The sequence below is a fragment of the Streptococcus suis genome, from assembly GCF_029616525.1.
In the GTDB taxonomy this organism is placed as follows: domain Bacteria; phylum Bacillota; class Bacilli; order Lactobacillales; family Streptococcaceae; genus Streptococcus; species Streptococcus suis_AF.
The window spans coordinates 13,128-38,533 of sequence record NZ_JANFME010000021.1; the positions used below are offsets into that span (position 1 = coordinate 13,128).

Genomic DNA, 25,406 nt, shown 5'->3' on the forward strand with positions numbered 1-25,406 from the left:
ACTCAAACCATGTTGACTTGATTTGAAGAGTGTAATGCTCCAGTTGAGCTTTACAGCCTCCTACTTGTAATCAGAAATAGCAGTGATGTGAATAGGCTCATTCAATTACAAACCTCTGAAGGTTCCCAGAACCTTGGACCACGGCTAAATTGATTTTCATTGAGTATTGGATAAACAGAAGAAAACCGAGAATTCATCAGAACTCTCGGTTTTTTGCTTTCAATATGAACTCTCACGAATGACCAGCTGGGTACCTAGTTTAATCTTACGGGGATGGTGGGGCTGCGGACTAGCAATGACACGGTCCAGCAGTTGCATAGCTTCCTGGCCCATTTCCTCGGTGAAGACGCTGATGGAAGACAGGGCTGGATAGACCTGGCGCGTGATGGCGGTATCGTTAAAGGTGATGAGTTGGACTCTATCAGGCACTGCGATTTGTCGCTCTTGTAAAGCACGCAGGGCACCGACTGCCAGGGTATCATTTGCCATGAAAAAGGCAGGGGGGAGCTTGTCACCTAGGTCCTCAATAGCCTGGCTCATCAGCTCATAGCCTGACTGGGTGGAGAATTTTCCTTGGTAGATATAATTTTCTTGGAGAATGCCCAAGGTGTTCAGGTAGTCACGAAAGGCAGTCAGGCGGGGGTCTGTTGGCAATTGGTGACCATCTGTGGTTTCTTCCTGTCCAACTAGGAGGCCAATATCTGTCAGACCTTGTGAATGGAAGTGGTCAATAACTGTCTGAACAGAGTGTTCAAAGTCAGTCGTGACGCAGGAAAATCCTTCAGTCAATGTGTCAGAATCCACAAAAATGAGCTTAGTCGATAGTCTAGCCAGCTCTGCTATTTGCCCAGAAGAAAATTTGCCAACTGCGATGATGCCGTCCAATCCTTGAAGGAGGGGATTGGCCAAGTCGTTGAAGGAGCGGATGATTTGATAGCCGAGAAGGCTGGCGGTCTGTTCGATGCTGGCACGGATGGAATAGTAGTAGAGGTCAGCCAGCTCTTCGCTCTCCGTGTACCATTGGACAATGCCGATGGTGCCTTTTTGTTGAGGAGCTTGTTTTTTGAGGTGTTTGGTGTAGCCCAGGTCCTGTGCCAAGTTGAAAATGCGGTCGCGGGTTTCTTGGCTGACGGATAGGGTTAGGTCTCCCTTGAGAACGCGGGAAACGGTGGCAGAGGAAAGGTGGGCTTGTTTTGCTATGTCTTTGATTGTAACCATGTTCTTCTCCTGTTTATTTGTCTCTAGTATAGCACAAAAGATAAAAAGATAAAATTAGTAAAAATTTAGTAAAAATATTGACTTTTAAATTGTTGAGTTGTACAATAAAAGAAAACGATTACAAAATCTAGGAGGTTCTTATGAACAAAGAACAACTCAAGCAGGCCTTTCTCGATGTGTTTGGTCAAGAGGCAGATGCGTCTTTCTTCTCGCCAGGTCGGATTAATTTGATTGGTGAGCATACGGACTATAACGGTGGTCATGTTTTTCCTGCGGCCATTACCTTGGGGACTTACGGTGCTGCTCGCAAACGTGATGACCAAGTTTTGCGCTTTTATTCCGCAAACTTTGAAGAACTTGGGATTATCGAAATGGATTTGAACAATCTGGTCTTTGATAAGGCAGATAACTGGACCAACTATGCCAAGGGTGTTCTCAAGTTCTTGCAAGAAGCAGGGCATACCATTGATACAGGTATGGAAGTCTTTGTTTACGGTAACATTCCAAATGGTTCAGGCTTGTCATCATCAGCTTCTCTGGAACTCTTGATTGGCATTATCGCAGAAGAATTATACGGTCTTGAGCTGACTCGACTTGATTTGGTGAAAATTGGGAAACAAACGGAAAATCACTTTATCGGTGTCAATTCTGGCATTATGGACCAGTTTGCGATCGGTATGGGAGCAGACCAACGTGCCATTTATCTGGATACCAATAGCTTGGAGTATGAATTGGTGCCATTGGATTTGGGAGACCATGTGATTGTCATTATGAACACCAATAAACGCCGTGAATTGGCAGATTCTAAGTACAATGAGCGTCGTGCAGAATGTGAAAAAGCTGTGGAAGAATTGAATGCAGTCTTGAATATTCAAACTCTGGGAGAATTGGATGAGTGGACCTTTGATCAATATAGTTATTTGATTAAAGATGAGAACCGTATCAAGCGTGCTCGCCATGCTGTCTTAGAAAATCAACGGACCTTGCAAGCTCGTAAGGCTTTAGAAGAAGGAGATTTGGCTACCTTTGGTCGTCTGGTCAATGCTTCCCATGTTTCCCTGGAGCATGATTATGAAGTGACAGGTTTGGAATTGGATACCTTGGCTCACACAGCTTGGGAGCAAGAAGGCGTTCTTGGTGCTCGGATGACAGGAGCAGGTTTCGGTGGCTGTGGTATTGCTATTGTCCACAAGGATAAGGTTGAAGCCTTTACAGAAAATGTCGGCAAGACCTATACAGAGGTTGTTGGCTATGAACCAAGCTTCTATGTAGCGGAGATTGCTGGAGGCTCTCGCGTTTTATCTCGAAAATAGATTGGAGAAATGATGGCTGGATTGGTGGATCGTTTTGTTGAGCAGGTTATTGCCAACAGTGATTTTGAGGAAATGGATGCTCTTTACCTGCACAATCGGGTCTTGGCTTTGGTGGGAGACCAGGTTCTGACTGTTCAAACAGATTTAGAGGACTTGATTGAATTAAAAGATGAACTATTGGCACATGGAGTTCGAACTGGTTTTGTGGGTGAATTGCTGGAAGAGCAGGACATGGTTGGGTCTTGTTTGATGGATTTGATGACACCAAGTCCAAGTCAGGTCAATCGTGATTTTTGGCAGACCTATCAGGATAGTCCAGAGCAAGCGATTGGTGACTTCTATGAATTGAGCAAGCGCAATGACTATATCAAGATGGCTGCAATTGCGAAAAATATCTATTATCCAGTTTCGACAGAGTATGGGGATTTGGAAATCACGATCAATCTGTCCAAACCTGAGAAGGATCCTAAGTCTATTGCAGCTGCTACGAAAGCTGAAGCAAGCAATTATCCCAAATGCCTACTCTGTATGGAAAATGAGGGCTATCAGGGTCGGATTAATCATCCTGCACGCGCCAACCACCGCATTATTCGCTTGGATCTTGGCAAGGAACAGTGGGGCTTCCAATATTCGCCTTATGCTTACTACAATGAACATGCCATCTTCTTGAACCAAGAGCATGTGCCCATGGTCATTAGTCCGCGAACATTTGAGCAGCTCTTGGACTTGTTGGATTTATTGCCAGGCTATTTTGTCGGTTCCAACTCTGATCTACCAATCTCGGGTGGCTCCATCTTGACCCACAATCACTATCAGGGTGGGCGGCACAGTTTTGCCATGGAAAAGGCGCCGATTGAGCGCCGGCTGGTCTTCGACGGCTTTGAGTCCGTTTCGGCAGGAATTGTCAAATGGCCTATGTCGGTGATTCGCTTGAGTTCGGCAGACAAGCTATCGCTTCTTGGTTTAGCGACTAAGATTTTGGAAAAATGGCGGAGCTACTCAGATGATAGCGTTCAGATAAAGGCTGAGACGGATGGAACTCCTCATCATACCATCACCCCAATTGCTCGGAAACGAGGCGATTTGTACGAACTGGATTTGGTTCTCCGCGACAATCAGACCTCAGAAGAGTTTCCGGATGGCATCTATCATCCACATCCAGATGTGCAACATATAAAGAAAGAAAACATCGGCTTGATTGAGGTAATGGGCTTGGCGATTTTGCCTCCACGTTTGAAAGCTGAATTGACTGAAGTCAAGAAATACTTACTGGGTCAAGCTAGTCAGGTAGCAGCTTATCATCAGCCTTGGGCGGAAAGCCTGAAAACGGCTCACCCAGATGTGACGGAAGAAACTGTCGAACAAGTTGTTCGTGAGTCAGTGGGACAAATTTTTGCGCGTGTATTGGAAGATGCAGGGGTCTACAAACGCACTCCAGAAGGACAGGCAGCCTTTCTACGCTTTGTGGAGTTTGTCGGTTTAGCAATATAAATGTAAGAAAGAGTGGGAGTGGGACAGAACTCGACCGATTTAAAGAGTTCGTCAACAAGTCCTTATTTCCAGTTGTTGAGCTGAAACAGTCTATCCCCAGACTGTTTCACTCCCACCCCCCGCACAGCTCAAACTGTCTGGGAGACAGTTTGAGGTTGGGGATGAAGCGAACTCTGTTCGCATCAGTCGTAGAGGTCATATTTGGAGCGTAAAACGCGAACAACTCTGCCAATCAACCACTGCGCTGAGATGTTGACGCGAACTTAGGGAGGGCGGCCTGCCTTTTTCCTCCATTCCTACTCTTTTTGGTATAATGGAAGTATTCACAGTGTGAGAAGGAGATATGATGGCGGAAAAGAGATTTGGGACACTGATTACATTAATAGCAGGTATAGCCTGGGGCTTGTCTGGAGTGAGTGGACAGTACTTGATGTCACGTGGTGTTTCAGTGGATATGATTACCTCCCTGCGTTTGTTGGTATCGGGATTCTTTCTCGTTGGCCTGGCTTATGCTACAGCGAACGAACAGCTGTTGATAGTGTTGAAAAATAGAAAAGCCTTGTTGGGAATTTTTGTTTTTGCGATATTGGGTCTGGTTCTTAACCAGATGGCTTATTTACAAGCCATCTATCATACCAATGCGGGAACGGCTACGGTTTTACAATACCTTTGCCCTATCTTAGTCTTGGCTTATACCTGTTTGAAAAATAGGGAAAAACCATCAGGGATTGAGTTGATTTCAATTATCTTAGCCGTAGCAGGAACTTTTTTGATTGCGACTCATGGCAAATTAGATGAATTGGCAGTGACTCCAATCGGTTTGTTCTGGGGAATCTTTTCAGCCTTTACTTATGCGCTATATATTATTTTGCCAGGTAAATTGATCCGTCAATACGGCAGTATAACGGTGATTGGTTTAGGGATGTTAATGGGCGGCTTTGTGGTTACGCTTGGTTTGCAAACTTGGCAGCATCGTCTTCCTATTGATGGTGGAAGTTTCCTGGGCCTGTTAGGTATTGTCGGAGTCGGGACGATTTTTGCCTATACTGCCTTTCTTAAAGGCGTCAGTATGGTTGGTCCTGTCAATGGCAGTCTTTTGGCCTCGATTGAGCCGATTGCATCTGTCTTTTTTGCAGTATGGTTGGTCAATGAACAATTTTATGCAATTGATTTTGTTGGAATGTTGTTGATTTTACTTGCTGTTTTGCTTATTTCTTTAAAAGATATATTGGTTGCCCAAAAGAGTATTGGTTAATATACTCTTTTTTGTTATACTAAAGAAAAAACTTGAAAGGAATAAAGATGATTAAAGAATTTTGTTCCGAAAATCATGTAGGTGTGATGAAGGCCCTATCCCTAGGAGCTAAACGGATTGAGCTCTGTGATAATTTGGCAGTCGGAGGGACGACGCCGAGTTATGGAGTGGTCAAACATGTTTGTCAACTGGCTCATGAGAATGAAGCCACAGTCATGACCATGATTCGCCCTCGCGGTGGAGATTTTTGCTACGATGAAGCAGAGGTGGAAATGATGGTTGAAGATTGTAAAGTAGCGATTGAACTGGGGTCAGATGGTCTGGTTTATGGTTTGTTAACCGAGGAAAATTGGTTGGACGAACCAGCCTTGGAAAGACTGTTTGCTGTTTCGCAGGACTGTCAGATTGTCTTTCACATGGCTTTTGACCAAATTCCTCGCGAACGCCAATTTGAGGCTCTTGATTGGCTGGTAGAACGTGGAGTGACACGGATTTTGACGCGTGGGAGTCTGACAGGGTCTGCCTTGAACAATGTGGAGTGGTTACAGGAAATTGTCGCCTATGCACAAGGTAAAATTGAGATTTTGATTGGTGGAGGATTGACTGTGGACAATGTGCCGACTTTACTAGAAAAACTAGCTATTGACCAAGTTCATGGGACAAGACTGTTTTGGTAGGACAGGTCTGCCTCTAAACAGCTCAGCAGACTATTTACTTTTCTGGGTTTATATTAGCTTTATTTAAGGAAGAGGGAGTATACTCTGTTTATTCTTTTTCATACCCCTCCTAGAAAGCACCTAAGTGGGTGCTTTTTGTTCATATTGCACAAAGAGTTTGTGATATGAAAATATTTACAAAAATGTATAAACTTGTTACAATAATGGTATAAATAAACAAGTGGGGGAGGATGCCATGGGGATGGTTGGAAATCACGAAATTTCAGATAAGATTCTATTGCCAGATGGCTATTATGAAAAGCTTTTAGAGTATGCACAAGCTGAGAAAACTGGTTTCGATGCGGAATTGGAAAGACTTGGCGAGCAGGGGCTGTTGCTTAATGTCTACAAGGGTCAGGAAGCAGATAGGGAAATTATCCTGTCTGATATTGAGAATTTAGATAAAGAAATCAGAGAAGAGTTGGCTCAATATGCCGTAACACTTCTGAATCCATTGCGTAAACAGTTGGGGACTGTAGCAGTGGAGATGAGTGATTTTGCTTTGGACTATGCTGTTCGTTTAGCCCAATCCTTGAATAGTACTTTGCGTTATCATAATTATGACAGCTTGATTGCCATTGCTAAAACCAAAGGAGTTGAACCGAAAGGTAAGGATTGTCAATCATTTTCAGAGTACAGACAGCGTTACAGTCTCTATGATGCTAAGAAGTTAATTTATCGCGCTCTCGCGTGGCGTCTATTCGATGATAGTCATGCAGATTATGGACATGCTCTTACCATTTTGGGGTTGGATGAGGATGAGTCAGGAGTAGAGCAAATAGGTTTTGCTTTTTCAAAATTTACTCTTGATATTGATTGGTTGCTAACCCATATGATTTTCATTCCTAAGGATTGGATTTTGGAAGAAAGTCAGATTTAATTCACAACTACCATTACATTACCTCCAGAAGGCACTCGGTACTACCGGGTGTTTTCCTTTTGGTTATCGATTCGCATTTTTCTTAGAAAAATGGTATAATTATCTGATAAAAAACTTTGGAGACGACAGTGAGTTTAGAAAATTACATGCCGGATTTTGCCTTGGAAAAGGCTTATGATGTGACCGTCGAAAGCTTGAAAAAACATGGCATAAAAGTAGTGTTTGTTGACTTGGATAATACCTTGATTGCTTGGAATAATCCCGATGGTACGCCAGAGATGCGCCAGTGGTTACATGATTTGCAGGACGCAGGTATTCCTGTTGTGGTGGTGTCTAACAATAAATACGAACGTGTCAAACGGGCGGTTGAAAAATTTGGGATTGAATTTGAAGCCTTCGCTCTCAAGCCTTTCACCTTTGGGATTAACCGTGCTTTGAAACGCTTTGATGTCCAGCCGTATGAGGTAATTATGATTGGCGATCAGCTGATGACGGATATTCGGGCTGCTAAGCGAGCTGGTCTCAAGTCTGTCTTGGTTAAACCCTTGATAAAGACGGACTCTATCAATACGCAGATTAACCGTTGGCGTGAGCGACGGACCATGAAAAAAATCATCGCTAAATATGGAGCGATAGACTACAAGAGGGAGATGTAAGTGGAAGAATTATTTTGTATCGGCTGTGGTGCCCAGATTCAGACGCTAGACAAGGCTGTCGCTGGTTTTACACCTCAATCAGCCCTAGAAAAAGGCCTGGAAACAGGGCAACTCTACTGCCAACGCTGTTTCCGTTTGCGCCATTACAATGAGATTTCAGATGTCAATATCTCGGATGACGATTTCTTGAAACTCCTCCATAGCGTAGGAGAAAGCGATGCCCTGGTGGTTAATGTTATTGATATTTTTGATTTCAATGGTTCGGTCATTCCAGGCTTACCTCGCTTTATTTCTGGAAATGACGTGCTTTTGGTCGGCAACAAGCAGGACATTTTACCCAAGTCTGTCAAGACAGGCAAGGTTACTCAGTGGTTGACCGAGCGGGCACATGAAATCGGCATGCGACCAGTTGATGTGGTCTTGACTTCTGCTCAAAACAAGCAGGCTATCAAGGACTTGATTGAAAAGATTGAACAACACCGCAAGGGACGGGATGTCTATGTGGTCGGCGTGACCAACGTCGGCAAGTCAACCTTGATTAACGCTATTATTCAAGAAATCACAGGGGACAAGGATGTCATTACGACTTCACGTTTCCCTGGAACGACGCTGGATAAGATTGAAATTCCTCTGGACGATGGTTCATACATCTATGATACGCCAGGAATTATCCACCGTCACCAGATGGCTCATTATTTGACGGCTAAAAACCTCAAGTACATCAGCCCTCGCAAAGAAATCAAGCCAAAGACCTACCAGCTCAATCCAGAACAAACCTTGTTCTTGGCTGGTCTGGGACGATTTGACTTTGTGGCTGGTGAACGCCAAGGCTTTACGGCCTTCTTTGACAATGAATTGCAGCTCCACCGTACCAAACTGCAGGGAGCTAGTGAATTTTACCAGAAACATGCGGGCTCACTTTTAGTGCCGCCAACCAGCAAGGAATTGAAAGAATTTCCTGAATTGGTCCGTCATGAGTTTACCATCAACGAGAAGACGGATGTGGTCTTCTCAGGACTTGGTTGGATTCGTGTCAATGAAAAAGCCAAGATTGCTGCCTGGGCGCCTAAGGGTGTGGATGTGGTCATTCGCAAGGCCATTATCTAATACTCTTCGAAAATTAAAAGCAGACGTTGTTGACTTGATTTGATGAACTCCAGTTCTATCTGCATCTGCGTCGCCTAGTCTGATTTTAATTTTCATTGAGTATAATAGGTATTTGATTTCAGTTTTTACAATTAAAGAGAAAGGAAGTTCAAGTCTTCTGATTTGAACATGGGCTAAGTATATCGGCGCAATAAGGAAAAACTTTGTTTTCTTTATTTCTCGATTGTAACAGTCTCCCAGTCTGTTACAACGCCCTTTGTATAATAAATTATGCTAACTTCAAAACAACGTGCCTTTTTGAACAGTCAGGCACATAGTCTCAAACCCATTATTCAGATTGGGAAAAATGGTCTAAATGACCAGATTAAAACCAGTGTTCGTCAGGCGCTGGATGCGCGTGAATTGATCAAGGTAACCTTGCTACAAAATACGGATGAAAACATCCACGAAGTAGCTGAAATCTTGGAAGAAGAAATCGGTGTGGATACGGTCCAAAAAATCGGTCGCATCTTGATTTTATTCAAACAATCTAGCAAGAAAGAGAACCGTAAAATTTCCAAACAGGTCAAAGAAATCTAAGAAGGAGAGCCTATGGCTATTGAACTCTTAACACCCTTTACCAAGGTTGAATTAGAGGTTGAAAAGAAAGAAACCAATCGCAAACAAGTGGGAATTTTGGGAGGGAATTTCAATCCTGTCCACAATGCTCACTTGATTGTGGCAGACCAGGTCCGTCAACAGTTGAAGCTGGATGAAGTCTTGCTCATGCCAGAATTCATTCCGCCTCATGTGGATAAAAAAGAAACCATTGACGAATACCATCGCTATTCCATGCTCAAGATGGCTATTGCAGGTATTGAGGGCTTGGGGATCGAAACCATTGAACTAGAACGCCGTGGTGTCAGCTATACCTACGACACCATGAAATTGCTGAAGGAAAAAAATCCTGATACGGATTATTATTTCATCATCGGTGCAGATATGGTAGACTACCTACCAAAATGGCACAGGATTGATGAATTGGTCCAGTTGGTGCAGTTTGTTGGTGTCCAGCGCCCTCGTTACAAGGCAGGGACTTCCTATCCGGTTATCTGGGTAGATGTGCCCTTGATGGACATTTCCTCCAGCATGGTGCGTAGTTTTATCAAGCAAGGACGGGTGCCGAATTTTATGGTGCCTCATGAAGTTCTGGACTATATCGAAGAAAAAGGACTTTACCAATGATTGCAGCAGATTTGACATTTGATCGTCAGGCTCTTTTGGAAAAAATCCGTGTAGCCATGAAGCCAGCGCGCTTCCAACATGTTTTGGGTGTGGAGCAGGCGGCGCTTGTCTTGGCAGACCAATATGGCTGTGATCCGAAAAAAGCCAGTCTAGCAGCACTCTTGCATGACTATGCTAAGGAAGTGGAAGACCAAGTTTTTTTGGACTTAATTGCCAAGTATGATTTGGACAAGGACCTGCTCAACTGGGATAATAACATCTGGCACGGTGTGGTTGGCGCCTATAAAATCGCAGAAGATTTTGGTTTGGAAGATGAGGAGATTTTCCAAGCCATTCAACGACACACCGTTGGGGCGGGGCAGATGACCTTGCTGGACAAGATTCTCTATGTAGCGGACTACATCGAACCCAATCGGGATTTTCCTGGGGTGGACGAGGCGCGTCGTATCGCAAAAGAGTCCTTGGACAAGGCAGTAGCCTATGAAACTGCCCAAACCATTTCCTACTTAGCCAAGAAGGGGATTCCCATTTATCCACAAACTTTGGAAACCTATAATGGCTATGTTTCTTATTTGAAGGAGTAGGGATGATTGCATTAAAATCTGTGGATGAAAGCTCCTATCAAGCAGTCTTGGACTTGACAGTAGCCGAGGCAGATAAGGTCTTCGTGGCTCCAAACGTGCGTTCACTCGCTGACGCTTGGCTTTACAGAGAAAACGGGGATGTCTTCCCCTATGCCATCTGGGCGGATGAACAGGTGGTTGGTTTTGCCTTGATTGACATTGATGAAGACATACAGCAGTATATGCTCTGGCGGTTTATGATTGGTCAAGAATTTCAGGGGAAAGGCTATGGCCAGGCTGCTTTGGAGGTCGTAATAGCAATGGCTCAATCACATCCTGTCTGCAATCATTTGATTGCAGCATACGTTAAGGGCAATCAGAAGATGGCTCATCTCTTGGAGAAAAATGATTTTGTCTTAGATGTTGAAGAAGAAAGGGAATTGGTCTTCCGTTTGGAAACGCCTGGTGTTAAGCTATGAAATCTGCATTGTTAGTCATTGACATTCAGAACCTTCTAGTGGAGGAAAAACCTTATGCCATTGAAGAGCGATTAGCCCTCTGGCAAGATAGCCTTGCACAAGCCCGTCAAGCGGGGCTAGAAGTCATCCATGTCCGCCATCATGATCAGGAATTGGTCAAGGGGACTGCTGACTGGGAGATTCACTCAATTGTTGCACCCTTAGCTAGTGAGAAGATTTTCGATAAGACCTTTAACAGTGCCTTCAAGGAAACGGGGCTTCATGCTTATTTGCAGAAAAAGGGAATTGAGCAGCTCATCATCATGGGCATGGCGACCAATTTTTGCATTGATACGACGATTAAAGTAGCCTTTGAACTAGGCTACAAGGTAGCTGTGATTCAGGACGGAACGACGACAGGTTATTCAGGCCAATTGGATGCCAAAGACTTGATTGACCACTACCAAAACATCTGGTCATGGAATTTTGCCCAGGTGGATAAATTAGAAAATATAATTAGAGGATAAGATGAAAGAACTAGATTTAGTAAAAGTTGTGGTTCAGGCTGCTGATGACAAGCGAGCTGAGGACCTTGTTGTAATTGATGTTCAAGGCGTGACCAGCCTGACAGACTACTTTGTGATTGCCAGCTCCATGAACAGTCGCCAGTTGGAGGCTATTGCGGAAAACATCCGTGAAAAGGTAGCGGAAGTTGGAATCAAGAGTAGCCGTGTAGAAGGCGATAGTAACGGTGGCTGGGTCCTATTGGACCTTGGAGGCGTAGTTATTCATATCTTCTCAGAAGAAATGCGTGACCTCTACAACCTTGAAAAATTATGGCATGAAGGCAACTTCCTGGAAGTCGCAGACTTTTTAGAAGAGGAATAGTGAAACAGTTTGGGGAATTGTTTCAGCTGGTCACCATAAAATTCGAAAGTGACCAAATAGAGTTCACTATTATGTAATTAGAAGTGATGAACTTCTTGAACACAGCATGAGTTAATGAAGCAGTCGATTGGCTGCTTTTTATGAAAGGAAAATATGGCAACTTATGAAACATTTGCGGCGGTCTATGATGAAATCATGGATGACAGCTTGTATGATAAATGGACAGATTTTAGCTTGCGGAACTTGCCACAAGACACCAAGACAATTTTAGAATTGGCCTGTGGGACAGGGATTCAGGCTGTACGTTTTGCTCAAAAGGGTTATGAGGTGACAGGGCTTGACCTGTCTTATGAAATGTTGGAATTGGCCCAGAAAAAAGCAGAAGCTGCTGGTGTCATGATGGAATTGGCCCAGGCAGATATGATGGCTCTGGAAGGTGTTGGAGATTTCGATGCGGTGACCTGTTACTCGGACAGCCTTTGCTACATGGCGGACCAAGAAGCTGTTTTGCGGGTCTTTGAAGGCGTTCACTCTGTTCTCAATCAAGGTGGTACTTTCCTTTTTGACGTTCACTCCATCTATCAAATGGAGGAGGTCTTTGCAGGCTATAGCTACCATGAAAACTACGAGGATTTTGCCTTTGTCTGGGACACCTACGAAGGTGAGCATGAGCATTCCATTGTGCATGAATTGACCTTCTTTGTCAAAGATGAGGACAGTCAAGAGGAGCGGTTTATCCGTCGGGATGAAGTGCATGAAGAGCGGACCTATCCGATTGAAACCTATGTGGAATTATTGAAACAAGCTGGTTTCAAGTCTGTGGAAGTTTTTGCGGATTTTGAAGATGAGGCTCCTACGGAAACAAGCCAGCGGTGGTTTTTCAAGGCGGTCAAGGCATGATTTCAGGGATAATAGCAGAATACAATCCCTTTCACACGGGGCATAAGTACCTGCTGGAACAGGCGGAAGGATTGAAAATTGTGGTTATGTCTGGCAATTTTATGCAACGGGGTGAGCCAGCTATTGTGGATAAGTGGACACGGGCTCAGATGGCTTTGGAACACGGGGCAGATCTTGTTGTCGAGATGCCCTTTTTAGTGTCGGTCCAGTCGGCTGACCATTTCGCCAAGGGAGCCATCAGCATTTTACACAGGCTAGGTGTGGAAAAACTGGTTTTCGGTACGGAAGAAATGCTGGATTACCAGAAAATTGCGGATATCTATGTGGATAAGTCGGAAGAGATGGAAAATTTTGTGAAAAACTTGCCTGACCATCTCTCTTATCCACAGAAGACCCAGGCTATGTGGCAGGAGTTTGCGGGTCTAACCTTCACAGGTGATACGCCCAACCATATTCTGGCTCTGGCTTATGCTAAGGCGGTGGCTGGAACAGGCATTCAGCTCAGCCCTGTTCAACGGCAGGGAGCTGGTTTTCATTCGGAAGAGGTGGAAACGTCCTACGCCTCGGCGACAGCTATCCGCAAGGGGGCTGACCAGCTGGACTTGGTTCGCGGCTTTTTACCGTCTGTCAGTCTTTTCGAAGAGGCGACCAAGGTAAGCTGGAGAAACTATTTTCCGCTGCTCCGCTACCAGATTGCGACCCACTCAGATCTCAGTCAGGTCTTTCAGGTCAACGAAGAACTGGCCAGTCGTATCCGCTCTGCCATTGGGAGCGTAGCGACCGTGGAGGAGTTGGTGGAGGCCGTTGCGACCAAGCGCTACACCAAGGCGCGGGTGCGGCGGGTGCTGACCTACATCCTGGTCAATGCGATGGAAACTCCCTTGCCAGAAGCGATCCATGTCCTAGGCTTTTCGGCTCGAGGCCAGGCCTATCTCAAGACCGTCAAGGAGCGGGTGGACCTGGTGACGCGGATCGGCAAAGAGCCCTGGGACAGCCTGACCCAGCAGGCGGATTTGGTCTATCAACTGGGCGCTGACGCAATAGCAGAGCAGAGCTACGGGCGCGTACCGGTGAGGGTGGAGTGAGATGAGGGAAAAATTATTTTGTATTCTAGAAAATGATAACGATAGTTTATTGTCACGTTGCTATAACTTAATAATGTTATTTGCAATAGTGGTTAGTTTGATTCCTTTGATGTCTAAGCATACGAATTCTTTTCATTTGTTAATGGATTATATTTCGACTGCTATTTTTTGCTTGGATTATCTTTTTAGAATACTAACAGCTGATTTCAAATTGCAAAAAGGAAAACTATCATTTCTGTTCTACCCATTTAGCCTATTAGCCATAGTGGACTTATTGTCCATTTTACCGACTTTTTTATACTTTAATAACAGTCTTCGATTATTGAAAATTGTACGGATGGGGCGAGTACTTCGAGTTTTCAAAGTTATCCGCTATTCAAAAAACATTCAGATTTTGACGAACGTTTTGCAAAATCAAAAAGAGTCATTATTGCTAGTAGCAAGCCTGGCTGTTGGTTATATTTTCTTTACTGCTTTATTGATTTTTTCGGTTGAGCCTGATACTTTTGAAACATTTTTTGATGCAATTTATTGGGCGACAATTTCATTAACTACTGTTGGTTATGGTGATATATTTGCAACAACAATACTAGGAAAAATCATTACAATGTTTTCCTCGATAATTGGAATTGCGATTGTTGCTCTACCTGCGGGGATTATTACGGCTGGCTATATGAATGAAATTACAAAGAAGGGATAAAAAATTCATTTTTCCCTTGACCCTCACCTTACGTTATCCTTTATACTGGGCATAGAGAGGAGATTTCGATGAACGAAAATTGGACAGTTAAGCAGGTTAGTCAGCTGACGGGCTTGACGGTGAGGACCTTGCATCACTATGACCAGATTGGTTTGCTCAAACCAGCATTTGTGGCAGAAAATGGTTATCGCTACTATAATCAAGAGAATTTGGCTCGTCTGCAGGAAATTCTCTTATTTCGTGAATTGGATTTTCCTCTCAAAGATATTCAGCAGCTTCTGGATGTGACGGAGATCAATCGTCAGCAGGTCTTGCGGGAACATGTCGCCCTTTTAGAGCTCAAAAGGGAACGGTTGGACCGCATCATCAATCACGCCAGATTGCTCACAGAAAAAGGAGGAGAAGTCATGGACTTTCACGCATTTGACAGCAGTCAACTAGAAGCCTACAAGACGGAGGCCAAGGAGCGGTGGGGACAGACCGCGGCCTATGCTGAGTTTGAAGAAGGTTACGAAGCCAGTAAGGACCGAGTGTTTGCCCAAGAGATGCAGGCCATTTTTGAAGATTTTGGAAAAATGCAGAGCTTGGAAGCAAGTCATCCAGATGTACAGGCTCAGGTAGCTACTTTGCAGGCCTATATCACGGAAAATTTCTACACCTGCACCAAGGAAATCTTACAAAATCTAGGTCTTATGTATGTTGAAGATGAACGATTTACAACCAATATTGACCGAGCAGGTGGACCAGGCACAGCCAGTTTTGTCAGCAAGGCCATCGCGGTCTACTGCAAAGAATAAAGAGTACAAGTCTAGTGAGAACTAGGCTTTTTATGTTCATCTTGGCTATGTATATATCAATTTAATTATGACTTGGAGGTACATTGCGAAATTTTAAAATACTAGAAGCAAAAGGAAACGATTATATATATTTCTAAGTAATTTCGTGGCATATATGGTAAAACATTATTATTTTTTATGATTGAGTAAAAATACTTGACAAAATCGCTTGCTATACTAGTATAGCAGGGCTTGACACTACGGGCAAGCCCTTCCTAATTAGCGTTAAAAGTAATTATGAATAAGGGAAATAATCAATGTCTTACACTTATAAAATAGGTATTTCTGCTGAGGAACATGATTCATTTGTAAAGCAATCACCACAGGCCAATCTTTTGCAGAGTAGCCAGTGGGCAACCGTAAAAAGTGAGTGGCGAAATGAGAGACTAGGCTTTTTTAAAGATGGGAAATTAGTGGCAGTTGCTTCTCTTCTTATCAGAAGGTTGGTAGTACCATTTGGTTTTACGATGATTTATATACCAAGAGGTCCTGTAATGGATTATGAAGATGCTGAATTAGTATCATTTGTATTTAAGTCCATTAAAGAATTTGCCCTCCGAGAACGCAGTGTTGTTATAAAATTCGATCCATTTATTCGACTATCTAGTAAAACTATAACAGGAGATAGGGAAGAAGAATTAAATGTACTTGCCGTCAAAGATAGGATTGTTGATTTGGGAGGTATTTGGTCTGGTCGAGTGCAGACCATGTCGGCTACAATCCAACCTACTTGTCATGCAGTATTATATAGCGAATCCTTCTCAGAGGAATCACTAAATAAACGAGTTCGACAAAATATTCGGTCGGCGCGTAATAAAGGTATTGAGATTCGAATTGGTCGTGAGGAATTGTTAAGAGATTTTTCAGAGCTATTAAAAAAGACTGAGGAGCGCAAATCTATTCGCTTGCGGGGGAGAGAGTATTATCAAAAAATATTGAATGCCTATCCAGAAAATTCTTATATTGTAGTTGCCTATTTGGATTTAGCAAAGAGATATGAACAGTTATCTTATCTTGAAGAAAAATTAGTAAAAGAAGCCATGACTTTCACCTCCACTACGAGACAATCGAAGATTGAAAATTATAAAAAAGAAACCCGAAGAATAAATACAGAATTAGAAATGATAAATTCTCTGACTTGTAACGGGAGTAAGTTAGTTCCATTGGCTGGTACTTTGACAATTAATTTTGCAGGAACATCTGAAAATATCTATGCTGGTATGGATGAAAAGTTTAAACATTATCAGCCTGCTTTACTAACATGGGTGGAGACAGCAAAGTATGCTTTCGAACGAGGTGTGAAATGGCAAAATTTAGGAGGAATAGAGCCAACTTTAGACGGAGGCCTTTATCACTTTAAATCACATTTGAATCCAGTAGTAGAAGAGTATATTGGGGAATTCGACCTGATTGTTTCGCCAATATTATATAAGATTTTTCAAGTTTTACTGGAAATTAGAAAAAAATTAAGGAAGAAAAAATAATGACTTTTTGTCAAATAACTAAAGAAGAATTTTTAAAGCATTGTGAACAAGTAAATGAAAAATCATTTTTTCAATCTGTTGAGATGGCTGGATTACTATCCAAGCGAGGATATGATGTTCGCTATGCTGGCTTTAAAAATTCACAATCAGAGATTGTTATTTCTACTTTGCTTTTCTGTAAGAAGATGGCTGGTGGTTTGTATATGGAATTGAATTCTGGACCGCTGGTTACCGATGATGCTTATTTGGAGGAATTTTACCAATCTTTAAAAAACTATGCTAAGCGTGAAGGCGTACTTGAATTGGTGGTCAAGCCTTCCCAAGCCTATCAACTCTTTGATAGTGTAGGGAATCCAATTAGTGAAGCAGATACTCAACTAATTGAGAAGATGGTGCAAGTTGGATTTAAACATGATGGCTTACAAACAGGTTATCCAGATGGAGAGCCGGTTTGGCATTATGTGAAGGATTTGGAGGGGATTACTGAAGATACCTTAGTATCCTCCTTTAGTAAAAAAGGGAAAGTTCTTAGTAAGAAGGCTAATAGCTTTGGACTGAAAATTACTAGATTAACAAAGGATGAACTACCGCGATTTAAAGCTATAACAGAAACTACTTCAAACAGAAGAGATTATACAGATAAACCGTTAGAATATTATCAAGATCTATTTGATACATTTAGTGATGGAGCGGATTTCTTAATTGCAAGTTTGAATCTGACTACCTATCTAGATTTATTACATTCTCAAGAAGATAAATTGAAAAAAATAGCAGAGAATTTAGTGCAAGATTTGAGTATAAATCCGAAATCTAGAAAAAAAGGGAATGAACTACGCGAAATTAAAAGTCAAATAGAGAGTTTTGAGCAACGAAAACAAAATGCTGAACACTGGATTAACAAATATGGGACATCTGATATAGATATTGCTGCTAGTTTGTTTATATATACTAAACAAGAATTGGTGTATTTATTTAGTGGTTCACTTGAGGAGTTCAGTAGTTTCTATGCTCCAATCGTTTTACAAGAATTCGCAATGAAGAAGGCAATAAAAAAATCTACCAAGTTTTATAATTTCTTAGGGATTACAGGCTTATTCGACAGCTCAGATGGTGTTCTTCGGTTTAAACAGAACTTTAATGGTTATATTTTGAGAAAAGCTGGTGCTTTTCGTTACTATCCTCATCCGATAAAGCATAAAATAATTCAAATTATCAAAAAAATAGTAAAATAATACTATATACTTTATCGAAAGAGGTTCCCATGATTCAACCCATTATGAAAGATATTTTCTTCCTGCAGCAGAAGTCTGAGCCTGCGACTCAGCTAGATGTACAGGTCGGTCAGGATTTGCAGGACACCCTAACAGCCAACGCTCACGCCTGCGTGGGCATGGCGGCCAACATGATTGGCATCAAAAAGCGGATTATCATCGTCAACATGGGCTTCACCAACCTGGTCATGTACAATCCCATCCTCATCAGCAAGGTCAAGCCCTATCAGACAGAAGAGGGCTGCCTGTCGCTCGAAGGTATCCGTCCGACCACTCGCTATCAGGAGATTGAAGTGGAGTTTTTTGATGCTTCTTGGAAAAAGCAGAGCCTAAAGCTGACAGACTTCCAAGCCCAGATTGTTCAGCATGAACTAGATCATTTGGAAGGGATTATCATCTAGTAGCTACCAAATCTACCGTCAGGTAGATTTTTTTATAGTCATTTGAATTAACTTTGATACATCGTCACTTTCGCCTTGCCATACTTTAGTATAGCCTGCGCCTTTGTTCCTTGTCTGAAAGCAAATTCATTCGACTATAAAAAGTCAAAAAAGGTCAAACAAAACTGTTGACTTTTACTGACCAATGGTGTAGAATAAGATTACGTAAGGTAAAGGACCTTACGAATTCTTTGAACAAAAGATCAGTTTAGGTCAAACGAGAACGGTTTGACTTACTCTTGAATCTATTGGTCAGTAAAAGACAAACTTCCGAGGAGGTTACTATGAAAGACAGGATTATACCCTATTAGCGTCATTTAGTTTATCTTTTATTACTGCAGCGAATGGGGAGTGTGAAAGAATTCGACCATTCATAGAAGAGTTAGTCAACAAGTCCTTATTTCCAGTTGTTGAGCTGAAACAGTCTAACCCCAGACTGTTTCACTCCCACCCCCGCACAGCTCAAAAGGTTCCTCAAACCTTTTGAGCTAGTACTAAAAGCAAACTAAAAGACTAAATCAATTTTTTTAAAACAAAGGTCAGTAAAAGTTAAAAACAAATAAAACTTAAACGAGGTAAAAACTATGAACAACAATTTCAATAACTTTAACAATATGGACGACATTTTCAATCAACTTATGGGCAATATGGGTGGTTACAGCACAGAACGTCGCCGTTATTCTATCAATGGGCGTGAAGTGACACCGGAGGAATTCGCTATGTACCGTCAGACTGGTCGTCTGCCACAGACAGAAGAAGTGGCTCAAACACAGGCTAAAGGTCAGATAAAGTCAGACGGGATTCTTGCAAAACTTGGTCGCAATTTGACCCAAGATGCGCGTGAAGGTAAGTTGGATCCAGTCATTGGACGAAACAAGGAAATCCAAGAAACAGCGGAAATTTTGGCTCGCCGTACGAAAAATAATCCTGTTTTGGTCGGTGATGCTGGTGTTGGTAAAACTGCGGTAGTAGAAGGATTGGCTCAAGCCATTGTCAACGGAGATGTGCCAGCAGCTATTAAGAACAAGGAAATCATCTCCATTGACATTTCTGGCTTGGAGGCAGGGACCCAGTACCGCGGAGCTTTTGAGGAAAATGTGCAAAATCTTGTGGATGAAGTCAAAAAAGCAGGAAACATCATTCTCTTCTTTGATGAAATTCATCAGATTTTGGGAGCTGGTAGCACTGGTGGTGACTCAGGTTCCAAGGGCTTAGCGGATATTCTCAAACCAGCTCTTTCCCGTGGAGAATTGACGGTTATCGGTGCCACTACACAGGACGAATACCGCAATACCATTCACAAGAATGCCGCTCTGGCTCGTCGTTTCAATGAAGTCAAGGTTAATGCTCCGTCCGCAGAAGACACCTACCAGATTTTGAAAGGGATTAAGCCGCTTTATGAAGCCCACCACAATATTGAATTGCCAGATGAGGTCTTGAGAGCTGCGGTTGATTATTCCGTCCAATATATTCCACAACGTAGCTTGCCTGATAAGGCCATTGACCTGGTCGATGTGACCGCTGCTCACTTGGCTGCACAACATCCTGTGACAGATATTCAGACCTTAGAAGCAGAAATGGCTGAGGCAAAACAGTTGCAGTTGGAAGCAGCTGAAAAAGAGGATTATGAAAAAGCCTTGAATGAAAAAGTCCGTATTGATAAGCTACAAAAACAGATTGATACTCATACAGAGCAACAGAAAGTGGTAGCGACTGTTAATGATGTGGCTCAGGCAGTTGAGCGAATGACAGGCATCCCAGTCTCACAAATGGGAGCTTCTGACATTGAACGACTCAAGGAATTGAAAAATCGTCTGGCAGCTAACGTTATCGGTCAAGACGATGCGGTGGAAGCTGTATCTCGTGCCATTCGTCGGAATCGTGCAGGTTTTGATGACGGAAACCGTCCGATTGGTTCCTTCCTCTTTGTCGGTCCGACAGGTGTAGGTAAGACCGAGTTGGCAAAACAGTTAGCGCTAGACTTGTTTGGTAACAAGGATGCCATTATCCGCCTGGATATGTCTGAATACAGCGATCGGACAGCCGTTTCCAAATTAATCGGTACCACAGCTGGTTATGTTGGTTATGATGACAATTCCCATACTCTCACCGAACGTGTCCGCCGCAATCCTTACTCCATTGTCCTCTTGGATGAGATTGAAAAGGCAGATCCGCAAGTGATTACCCTTCTCTTGCAAGTGCTAGATGATGGTCATTTGACTGATGGACAGGGCAACCAAGTTAACTTTAAGAATACCATTATCATCGCTACATCTAATGCAGGTTTTGGTTATGGAATGGCAGAAGGTGAAGAAAATCAAGACATCATGGACCGCATCGCACCATACTTCCGTCCAGAATTTCTCAACCGTTTCAACGCAGTTATCGAATTCAAGCACTTGGATAAAGATGATCTCAAAGCCATTGTAGAATTACTCTTGGCCCAGGTCAATAATACCCTGGCGAAGAAAGGCATCCAATTAACGGTAACGGAAGCTGCCAAAGAATTCTTGATGGAAGAAGGCTATGATCAGGCAATGGGAGCCCGTCCTCTGCGCCGTGTGATTGAAAATCAGATTCGAGACAAGGTAACAGATTACTATTTGGATCATGTTGAGGTCAAATATCTGGAAGCGGATGTGGTTGATGGAAGCATCCAAATAAAAGAGCAAAGCTTTGCTTAAAAATAGTGAAGAATTTGAAAAATCGGATAGAAATATCTGATTTTTTCTTTTTTGTTATTCGCTAACAAATGCTATAAAATAGGCTTTCTAGAGCACATTAAAACTTTTTTTATAAAATCCTTGACAAGTGCAAACGTTTGCGTTAAACTATATTCGTAACCGACAGAAAGGAAAACGTTTTTATGACAAATCGTACCAGTGGAATTTTGATGCATATTACCTCACTTCCAGGTAAGTTTGGTATTGGTACTTTTGGACAGTCTGCCTATGATTTTGTAGATTTCTTGGTGGAAACCAAGCAAACCTACTGGCAGATTTTACCACTAACAACTACAAGCTATGGAGATTCTCCTTACCAGTCTTTCTCTGCTATTGCAGGAAATACACACTTGATAGACTTTGACCTCTTGGTTGAAGATGGCTTATTGGCAACAGAAGATTTCCAAGATGTAAATTTTGGAGATAATCCTGAAAAAGTAGACTATGCTCTTATCTATCAAGTTCGCCGACCAATTTTGGAGAAGGCAGTTCAAGCATTTTTACAAGATGATAAGAAGAAAGCTGCTTTTCTAGAGTTTGAAAAGGCTAACTCATCTTGGTTGACAGATTATGCTGAGTTCATGGCTATCAAGGAATACTTTGGTAATAAAGCTCTCCAAGAATGGGAAGATAAAAAAGTTGTAGCTCGCAACGAGGAAGCTCTTGATAAGTACCGCTTAGAATTGGCAAATCAAATCGACTACTACAAAGTAACACAGTATTTCTTCTTCAGCCAATGGAAACAATTGAAAGAATATGCCAACAAACACCACATCAAAATCATCGGAGACATGCCAATCTATGTTTCTGCTGATAGCGTTGAAGTGTGGACAAAACCCCAACTATTCAAATTGGACAGTGAACGCAAGCCGCTTTATGTAGCAGGTGTACCAGCTGATAACTTCTCGGCAGATGGTCAATTATGGGGAAATCCTATTTATGATTGGCCAGAACATGAAAAAACAGGCTATAACTGGTGGATTTATCGTATCCATGAAAGTTTCAAACTTTATGATGTCCTTCGGATTGACCATTTCAAAGGTTTCTCAGACTTCTGGCAAGTTGATGGTAAGGCAGAAGTAGCTAAGGTTGGTACCTGGGAACCAGGTCCTGGCTACAATCTCTTCAAGGCTGTCAAAGAAACACTTGGAGACCTTCCAATCATTGCAGAAGACCTTGGAAACATTGACGCTAAAGCTCGCAAATTGCTTGCAGATTGTGGCTATCCAGGCATGAAAATCTTAGAATTTGGTTTCTTTGATGTAACAGGTAAGAGTATCGATGCTCCACACCGTTGCATTCCAAATTCAGTTGCCTACACTGGAACTCACGATAATGAGGTTGTCAATGGCTGGTACAACAATCTTGATCCAGAACAACAAGAATACGTGGACGCCTACAGCAACCGTAAGCCGATTGAAAAAGTTAGCCAAGCTATGCTCCGTATGCTGTTTGCAACAGTGAGTGATACAGCTATTGCAACCATGCAAGACGTCCTAGACTTGGGTGAAGAAAGTCGAATGAATATGCCGTCAACTATCGGTGGAAACTGGGAATGGCGCATGAAAGCTGAAGACTTGACCCAAGAATGCAAAGACTTCTTGACAAAAATGACATTACTATACCAACGAGGAAATGAAAACCATGACTAAATTTACAACATTTGCAGAAACAAATACTTCGAAGAAATTAGCTGATTTGACAAATGAAGAAATCTATCTTCAATTGTTAAACTACGTAAAAGAAGCTGCGGCGACAAAACCAAAAAACACAGGAAAACGTAAAGTTTACTATATCTCAGCTGAGTTCCTTATCGGTAAACTCTTGTCAAACAACTTGATTAACTTGGGCGTGTACAAAGACGTTCAAGCAGAATTGGCAGCAGCTGGTAAATCATTGGCGCAAGTTGAAGATGTTGAACCAGAACCATCACTTGGTAACGGTGGTTTGGGACGTCTAGCTTCATGTTTCGTTGATTCTATGTCAACACTTGCTATCAACGGTGAGGGTGTTGGTCTGAACTACCACTGTGGTCTTTTCCGCCAAGTATTTAAGAAAAATGAGCAAGAAGCAGAGCCAAACTTCTGGATTGAAAATGATTCTTGGTTGATTCCAACAACTATCAGCTATGATGTTCCATTCAAAAACTTCACTTTGAAATCAAAATTGGATCGTCTTGATATTCTTGGCTATAAAAAAGAGACTAAGAACTACCTCAATTTGTTTGATATTGAGTCAGTAAACTATGACTTGATTACAGACGGTATTTCATTTGACAAGACTGATATTAAAGAAAACTTGACACTCTTCTTGTACCCAGATGATTCTGATAAGAATGGTGAATTGCTCCGTATCTACCAACAATACTTCATGGTATCAAATGCTGCTCAACTTTTGATTGATGAAGCAATTGAGCGCGGTTCAAACTTGCATGACTTGGCTGATTACGCTTATGTGCAAATCAACGATACTCACCCATCAATGGTGATCCCTGAGTTGATCCGTCTTTTGACTGAAAAACATGGTATTGAATTTGCGGAAGCAGTTGCCATCGTTAAGAATATGACTGGTTACACAAACCACACTATCTTGGCGGAAGCACTTGAAAAATGGCCACTTGATTTCCTTGAAGAAGTGGTGCCACACTTGGTTGATATTATCAAAGAATTGGATGCCCTTATTCGTGCAGAAATTAAAGACCCAGCAGTCCAAATCATTGATGAATCAGGTCGTGTACACATGGCTCACATGGATATCCACTTCTCTAACTCAGTGAACGGTGTAGCTGCGCTTCACACAGAAATCCTCAAAAACTCTGAATTGAAAGCTTTCTATGAGCTTTACCCAGAAAAATTTAACAATAAAACAAACGGTATCACTTTCCGCCGTTGGTTGGAATTTGCCAACCAAGACCTCGCTGACTACATCAAAGAATTGATTGGTGATGAGTACTTGACAGATGCGACTAAGCTTGAGAAATTGCTGGCCTTTGCTGATGACAAAGAAGTTCATGCTAAGTTGGCGGAAATCAAACACAACAACAAATTGGCTCTCAAACGTTATTTGAAAGACAATAAAGGTATCGAGCTGGATGAAAACTCTATCATCGATACACAAATCAAACGTTTCCACGAGTACAAACGCCAACAAATGAATGCCTTGTATGTTATCCATAAATACCTTGAAATCAAGAATGGTAACCTTCCGAAACGTAAAATCACTGTTATCTTCGGTGGTAAAGCAGCTCCAGCTTATATTATCGCTCAAGACATCATTCATTTGATTCTTTGCTTGTCAGAGTTGATCAACAATGACCCAGAAGTAAATAAATACCTCAATGTTCACTTGGTAGAAAACTACAATGTGACAGTTGCTGAGAAACTCATCCCTGCAACAGATATTTCAGAACAAATCTCATTGGCTTCTAAAGAAGCGTCAGGTACTGGTAACATGAAATTCATGTTGAACGGTGCATTGACACTTGGTACCATGGACGGTGCCAACGTTGAGATTGCTGAGTTGGCTGGTATGGATAACATCTATACATTTGGTAAAGACTCAGATACCATCATCGACTTGTACGATAAGGCTGGATATGTATCTGCGGACTACTACAATGGCGATGCCAATATCAAACGTGCAGTTGACTTTATCGTTAGCGATGAGGTAAAAGCACTTGGTAACGAAGAACGTCTTGGTCGTCTGCACCATGAATTGATTTCGAAAGACTGGTTCATGACCTTGATTGACTTGGCTGAATACATTGAAGTAAAAGAACAAGTCTTTGCAGATTACGAAGATCAAGATTCATGGAACAAGAAAGTTGTTCATAACATTGCTAAAGCTGGATTCTTCTCATCTGACCGTACCATTGAACAGTACAATCAAGACATCTGGCACAGTAACTAATTGAATTCCAACAATTAGTAGGAAAGTTGATTGAACCACTCCAAAACTTATCAGATCAATTCTTCCTATGTGTTGAAGAATAAAAACTACCAGTTTTTATCATTATTGGTGCTCTCCTTAGTATATAAATGCAAAGAATGTCTCTGCAAAAAAGCGGAGACATTCTTTTTATAACTATAAAATTCGGCTCTTTGTCAACTGTAGTGGGTAGATGAAAAGCTAACACCTAGAGATGACGAACTTCGTTCTCTCTTTCTTTATGTTCAAAGCAATCAAAATCCGTTTTTTA

At 42.2% G+C, this 25,406-nt stretch carries 24 protein-coding genes; 23 read left to right on the forward strand and 1 reads right to left on the reverse strand.

Going from position 1 to position 25,406, the window contains the following annotated elements; translation table 11 throughout:
• Positions 1–219 precede the first annotated feature (219 nt).
• Complete coding sequence (locus NOL38_RS08340) at positions 220–1,218, reverse strand: LacI family DNA-binding transcriptional regulator (RefSeq protein WP_277941894.1); 999 nt, start codon at positions 1,216–1,218, stop codon at positions 220–222.
• 140 nt (positions 1,219–1,358) lie between these two features.
• On the opposite strand from NOL38_RS08340, the gene NOL38_RS08345 reads away from it, so the two are divergent.
• The 23 genes from NOL38_RS08345 to glgP all read left to right on the forward strand — a co-directional run bounded on the left by NOL38_RS08345 (position 1,359) and on the right by glgP (position 25,117).
• The gene (locus NOL38_RS08345) at positions 1,359–2,531 is read left to right on the forward strand and encodes a galactokinase (RefSeq protein WP_277941895.1); all 1,173 of its coding nucleotides are present in this window, start codon (positions 1,359–1,361) and stop codon (positions 2,529–2,531) included.
• Positions 2,532–2,540: 9 nt separating this feature from the next.
• Positions 2,541–4,022 (forward strand): UDP-glucose--hexose-1-phosphate uridylyltransferase, encoded by a 1,482-nt coding sequence (gene galT, locus NOL38_RS08350; RefSeq protein WP_277941896.1) that lies wholly within the window; start codon positions 2,541–2,543, stop codon positions 4,020–4,022.
• 346 nt (positions 4,023–4,368) lie between these two features.
• A complete protein-coding gene (locus NOL38_RS08355; protein ID WP_277941897.1) occupies positions 4,369–5,277 on the forward strand; it encodes a DMT family transporter in 909 nt (302 codons plus the stop codon).
• Positions 5,278–5,324: 47 nt separating this feature from the next.
• Positions 5,325–5,954: a copper homeostasis protein CutC gene (locus NOL38_RS08360; protein WP_105119930.1), complete on the forward strand. Its 630-nt coding sequence runs from the start codon at positions 5,325–5,327 to the stop codon at positions 5,952–5,954.
• 235 nt (positions 5,955–6,189) lie between these two features.
• On the forward strand, positions 6,190–6,873 hold the full coding sequence (locus tag NOL38_RS08365; protein WP_238138862.1) for an SEC10/PgrA surface exclusion domain-containing protein: 684 nt from the start codon (positions 6,190–6,192) through the stop codon (positions 6,871–6,873).
• Between the two features lie 128 nt (positions 6,874–7,001).
• Complete coding sequence (locus NOL38_RS08370) at positions 7,002–7,529, forward strand: YqeG family HAD IIIA-type phosphatase (protein ID WP_002935150.1); 528 nt, start codon at positions 7,002–7,004, stop codon at positions 7,527–7,529.
• Positions 7,530–8,636 (forward strand): ribosome biogenesis GTPase YqeH, encoded by a 1,107-nt coding sequence (yqeH, locus tag NOL38_RS08375; RefSeq protein ID WP_011922650.1) that lies wholly within the window; start codon positions 7,530–7,532, stop codon positions 8,634–8,636. It begins immediately after the preceding gene.
• Between the two features lie 267 nt (positions 8,637–8,903).
• Entirely contained in the window at positions 8,904–9,215 is a 312-nt protein-coding gene (yhbY, locus tag NOL38_RS08380) for a ribosome assembly RNA-binding protein YhbY (protein ID WP_024379048.1), read from the forward strand.
• Positions 9,216–9,227: 12 nt separating this feature from the next.
• Entirely contained in the window at positions 9,228–9,860 is a 633-nt protein-coding gene (locus NOL38_RS08385) for a nicotinate-nucleotide adenylyltransferase (RefSeq protein WP_014637492.1), read from the forward strand.
• Positions 9,857–10,444 (forward strand): bis(5'-nucleosyl)-tetraphosphatase (symmetrical) YqeK, encoded by a 588-nt coding sequence (gene yqeK, locus NOL38_RS08390; RefSeq protein ID WP_277941898.1) that lies wholly within the window; start codon positions 9,857–9,859, stop codon positions 10,442–10,444. Before NOL38_RS08385 ends, yqeK begins: the two co-directional genes overlap by 4 nt.
• A 2-nt stretch (positions 10,445–10,446) precedes the next feature.
• On the forward strand, positions 10,447–10,902 hold the full coding sequence (locus NOL38_RS08395) for a GNAT family N-acetyltransferase (protein ID WP_277941899.1): 456 nt from the start codon (positions 10,447–10,449) through the stop codon (positions 10,900–10,902).
• On the forward strand, positions 10,899–11,408 hold the full coding sequence (locus NOL38_RS08400) for a cysteine hydrolase family protein (RefSeq protein WP_277941900.1): 510 nt from the start codon (positions 10,899–10,901) through the stop codon (positions 11,406–11,408). The genes NOL38_RS08395 and NOL38_RS08400 overlap by 4 nt, the downstream gene beginning before the upstream one ends.
• A gap of 1 nt (position 11,409) precedes the next feature.
• Positions 11,410–11,769, forward strand: coding sequence for a ribosome silencing factor (rsfS, locus tag NOL38_RS08405; RefSeq protein ID WP_277941901.1), 360 nt, complete (start codon positions 11,410–11,412; stop codon positions 11,767–11,769).
• A gap of 153 nt (positions 11,770–11,922) precedes the next feature.
• Complete coding sequence (locus NOL38_RS08410) at positions 11,923–12,669, forward strand: class I SAM-dependent DNA methyltransferase (protein WP_277941902.1); 747 nt, start codon at positions 11,923–11,925, stop codon at positions 12,667–12,669.
• Positions 12,666–13,754: a nucleotidyltransferase gene (locus tag NOL38_RS08415; RefSeq protein ID WP_277941908.1), complete on the forward strand. Its 1,089-nt coding sequence runs from the start codon at positions 12,666–12,668 to the stop codon at positions 13,752–13,754. Before NOL38_RS08410 ends, NOL38_RS08415 begins: the two co-directional genes overlap by 4 nt.
• A gap of 1 nt (position 13,755) precedes the next feature.
• Complete coding sequence (locus tag NOL38_RS08420) at positions 13,756–14,454, forward strand: ion transporter (protein WP_024401555.1); 699 nt, start codon at positions 13,756–13,758, stop codon at positions 14,452–14,454.
• A 68-nt stretch (positions 14,455–14,522) separates the two neighbouring features.
• Positions 14,523–15,251 (forward strand): MerR family transcriptional regulator, encoded by a 729-nt coding sequence (locus NOL38_RS08425; protein WP_277941903.1) that lies wholly within the window; start codon positions 14,523–14,525, stop codon positions 15,249–15,251.
• A gap of 296 nt (positions 15,252–15,547) precedes the next feature.
• Entirely contained in the window at positions 15,548–16,774 is a 1,227-nt protein-coding gene (locus tag NOL38_RS08430; RefSeq protein ID WP_277941904.1) for a peptidoglycan bridge formation glycyltransferase FemA/FemB family protein, read from the forward strand.
• Positions 16,774–18,006 carry an aminoacyltransferase gene (locus tag NOL38_RS08435; protein WP_277941905.1) on the forward strand — a complete coding sequence of 411 codons (1,233 nt, stop codon included), beginning with the start codon at positions 16,774–16,776 and terminating at the stop codon, positions 18,004–18,006. The genes NOL38_RS08430 and NOL38_RS08435 overlap by 1 nt, the downstream gene beginning before the upstream one ends.
• A gap of 29 nt (positions 18,007–18,035) precedes the next feature.
• Positions 18,036–18,446: a peptide deformylase gene (locus NOL38_RS08440; protein WP_172064694.1), complete on the forward strand. Its 411-nt coding sequence runs from the start codon at positions 18,036–18,038 to the stop codon at positions 18,444–18,446.
• 623 nt (positions 18,447–19,069) lie between these two features.
• On the forward strand, positions 19,070–21,169 hold the full coding sequence (locus tag NOL38_RS08445; protein WP_277941906.1) for an ATP-dependent Clp protease ATP-binding subunit: 2,100 nt from the start codon (positions 19,070–19,072) through the stop codon (positions 21,167–21,169).
• Positions 21,170–21,351: 182 nt separating this feature from the next.
• Positions 21,352–22,860, forward strand: coding sequence for a 4-alpha-glucanotransferase (malQ, locus tag NOL38_RS08450; protein ID WP_014637505.1), 1,509 nt, complete (start codon positions 21,352–21,354; stop codon positions 22,858–22,860).
• Complete coding sequence (glgP, locus tag NOL38_RS08455) at positions 22,853–25,117, forward strand: glycogen/starch/alpha-glucan family phosphorylase (RefSeq protein ID WP_277941907.1); 2,265 nt, start codon at positions 22,853–22,855, stop codon at positions 25,115–25,117. Before malQ ends, glgP begins: the two co-directional genes overlap by 8 nt.
• The last annotated feature ends 289 nt before the right edge of the window (positions 25,118–25,406 follow it).

What these genes read in the sequence shown, in the direction of transcription:
- NOL38_RS08425 (WP_277941903.1), top strand. Translation starts at nt 14,523, where the DNA reads ATGAACGAAAATTGGACAGTTAAGCAGGTTAGTCAGCTGACGGGCTTG.
- NOL38_RS08430 (WP_277941904.1), top strand. Translation starts at nt 15,548, where the DNA reads ATGTCTTACACTTATAAAATAGGTATTTCTGCTGAGGAACATGATTCA.
- malQ (WP_014637505.1), top strand. Translation starts at nt 21,352, where the DNA reads ATGACAAATCGTACCAGTGGAATTTTGATGCATATTACCTCACTTCCA.
- NOL38_RS08360 (WP_105119930.1), top strand. Translation starts at nt 5,325, where the DNA reads ATGATTAAAGAATTTTGTTCCGAAAATCATGTAGGTGTGATGAAGGCC.
- NOL38_RS08440 (WP_172064694.1), top strand. Translation starts at nt 18,036, where the DNA reads ATGATTCAACCCATTATGAAAGATATTTTCTTCCTGCAGCAGAAGTCT.
- NOL38_RS08420 (WP_024401555.1), top strand. Translation starts at nt 13,756, where the DNA reads ATGAGGGAAAAATTATTTTGTATTCTAGAAAATGATAACGATAGTTTA.
- NOL38_RS08365 (WP_238138862.1), top strand. Translation starts at nt 6,190, where the DNA reads ATGGGGATGGTTGGAAATCACGAAATTTCAGATAAGATTCTATTGCCA.
- glgP (WP_277941907.1), top strand. Translation starts at nt 22,853, where the DNA reads ATGACTAAATTTACAACATTTGCAGAAACAAATACTTCGAAGAAATTA.
- NOL38_RS08445 (WP_277941906.1), top strand. Translation starts at nt 19,070, where the DNA reads ATGAACAACAATTTCAATAACTTTAACAATATGGACGACATTTTCAAT.
- NOL38_RS08340 (WP_277941894.1), bottom strand. Translation starts at nt 1,218, where the DNA reads ATGGTTACAATCAAAGACATAGCAAAACAAGCCCACCTTTCCTCTGCC.
- rsfS (WP_277941901.1), top strand. Translation starts at nt 11,410, where the DNA reads ATGAAAGAACTAGATTTAGTAAAAGTTGTGGTTCAGGCTGCTGATGAC.
- NOL38_RS08345 (WP_277941895.1), top strand. Translation starts at nt 1,359, where the DNA reads ATGAACAAAGAACAACTCAAGCAGGCCTTTCTCGATGTGTTTGGTCAA.
- NOL38_RS08355 (WP_277941897.1), top strand. Translation starts at nt 4,369, where the DNA reads ATGGCGGAAAAGAGATTTGGGACACTGATTACATTAATAGCAGGTATA.
- galT (WP_277941896.1), top strand. Translation starts at nt 2,541, where the DNA reads ATGATGGCTGGATTGGTGGATCGTTTTGTTGAGCAGGTTATTGCCAAC.
- NOL38_RS08435 (WP_277941905.1), top strand. Translation starts at nt 16,774, where the DNA reads ATGACTTTTTGTCAAATAACTAAAGAAGAATTTTTAAAGCATTGTGAA.
- NOL38_RS08400 (WP_277941900.1), top strand. Translation starts at nt 10,899, where the DNA reads ATGAAATCTGCATTGTTAGTCATTGACATTCAGAACCTTCTAGTGGAG.
- NOL38_RS08385 (WP_014637492.1), top strand. Translation starts at nt 9,228, where the DNA reads ATGGCTATTGAACTCTTAACACCCTTTACCAAGGTTGAATTAGAGGTT.
- NOL38_RS08395 (WP_277941899.1), top strand. Translation starts at nt 10,447, where the DNA reads ATGATTGCATTAAAATCTGTGGATGAAAGCTCCTATCAAGCAGTCTTG.
- NOL38_RS08410 (WP_277941902.1), top strand. Translation starts at nt 11,923, where the DNA reads ATGGCAACTTATGAAACATTTGCGGCGGTCTATGATGAAATCATGGAT.
- NOL38_RS08415 (WP_277941908.1), top strand. Translation starts at nt 12,666, where the DNA reads ATGATTTCAGGGATAATAGCAGAATACAATCCCTTTCACACGGGGCAT.
- yqeK (WP_277941898.1), top strand. Translation starts at nt 9,857, where the DNA reads ATGATTGCAGCAGATTTGACATTTGATCGTCAGGCTCTTTTGGAAAAA.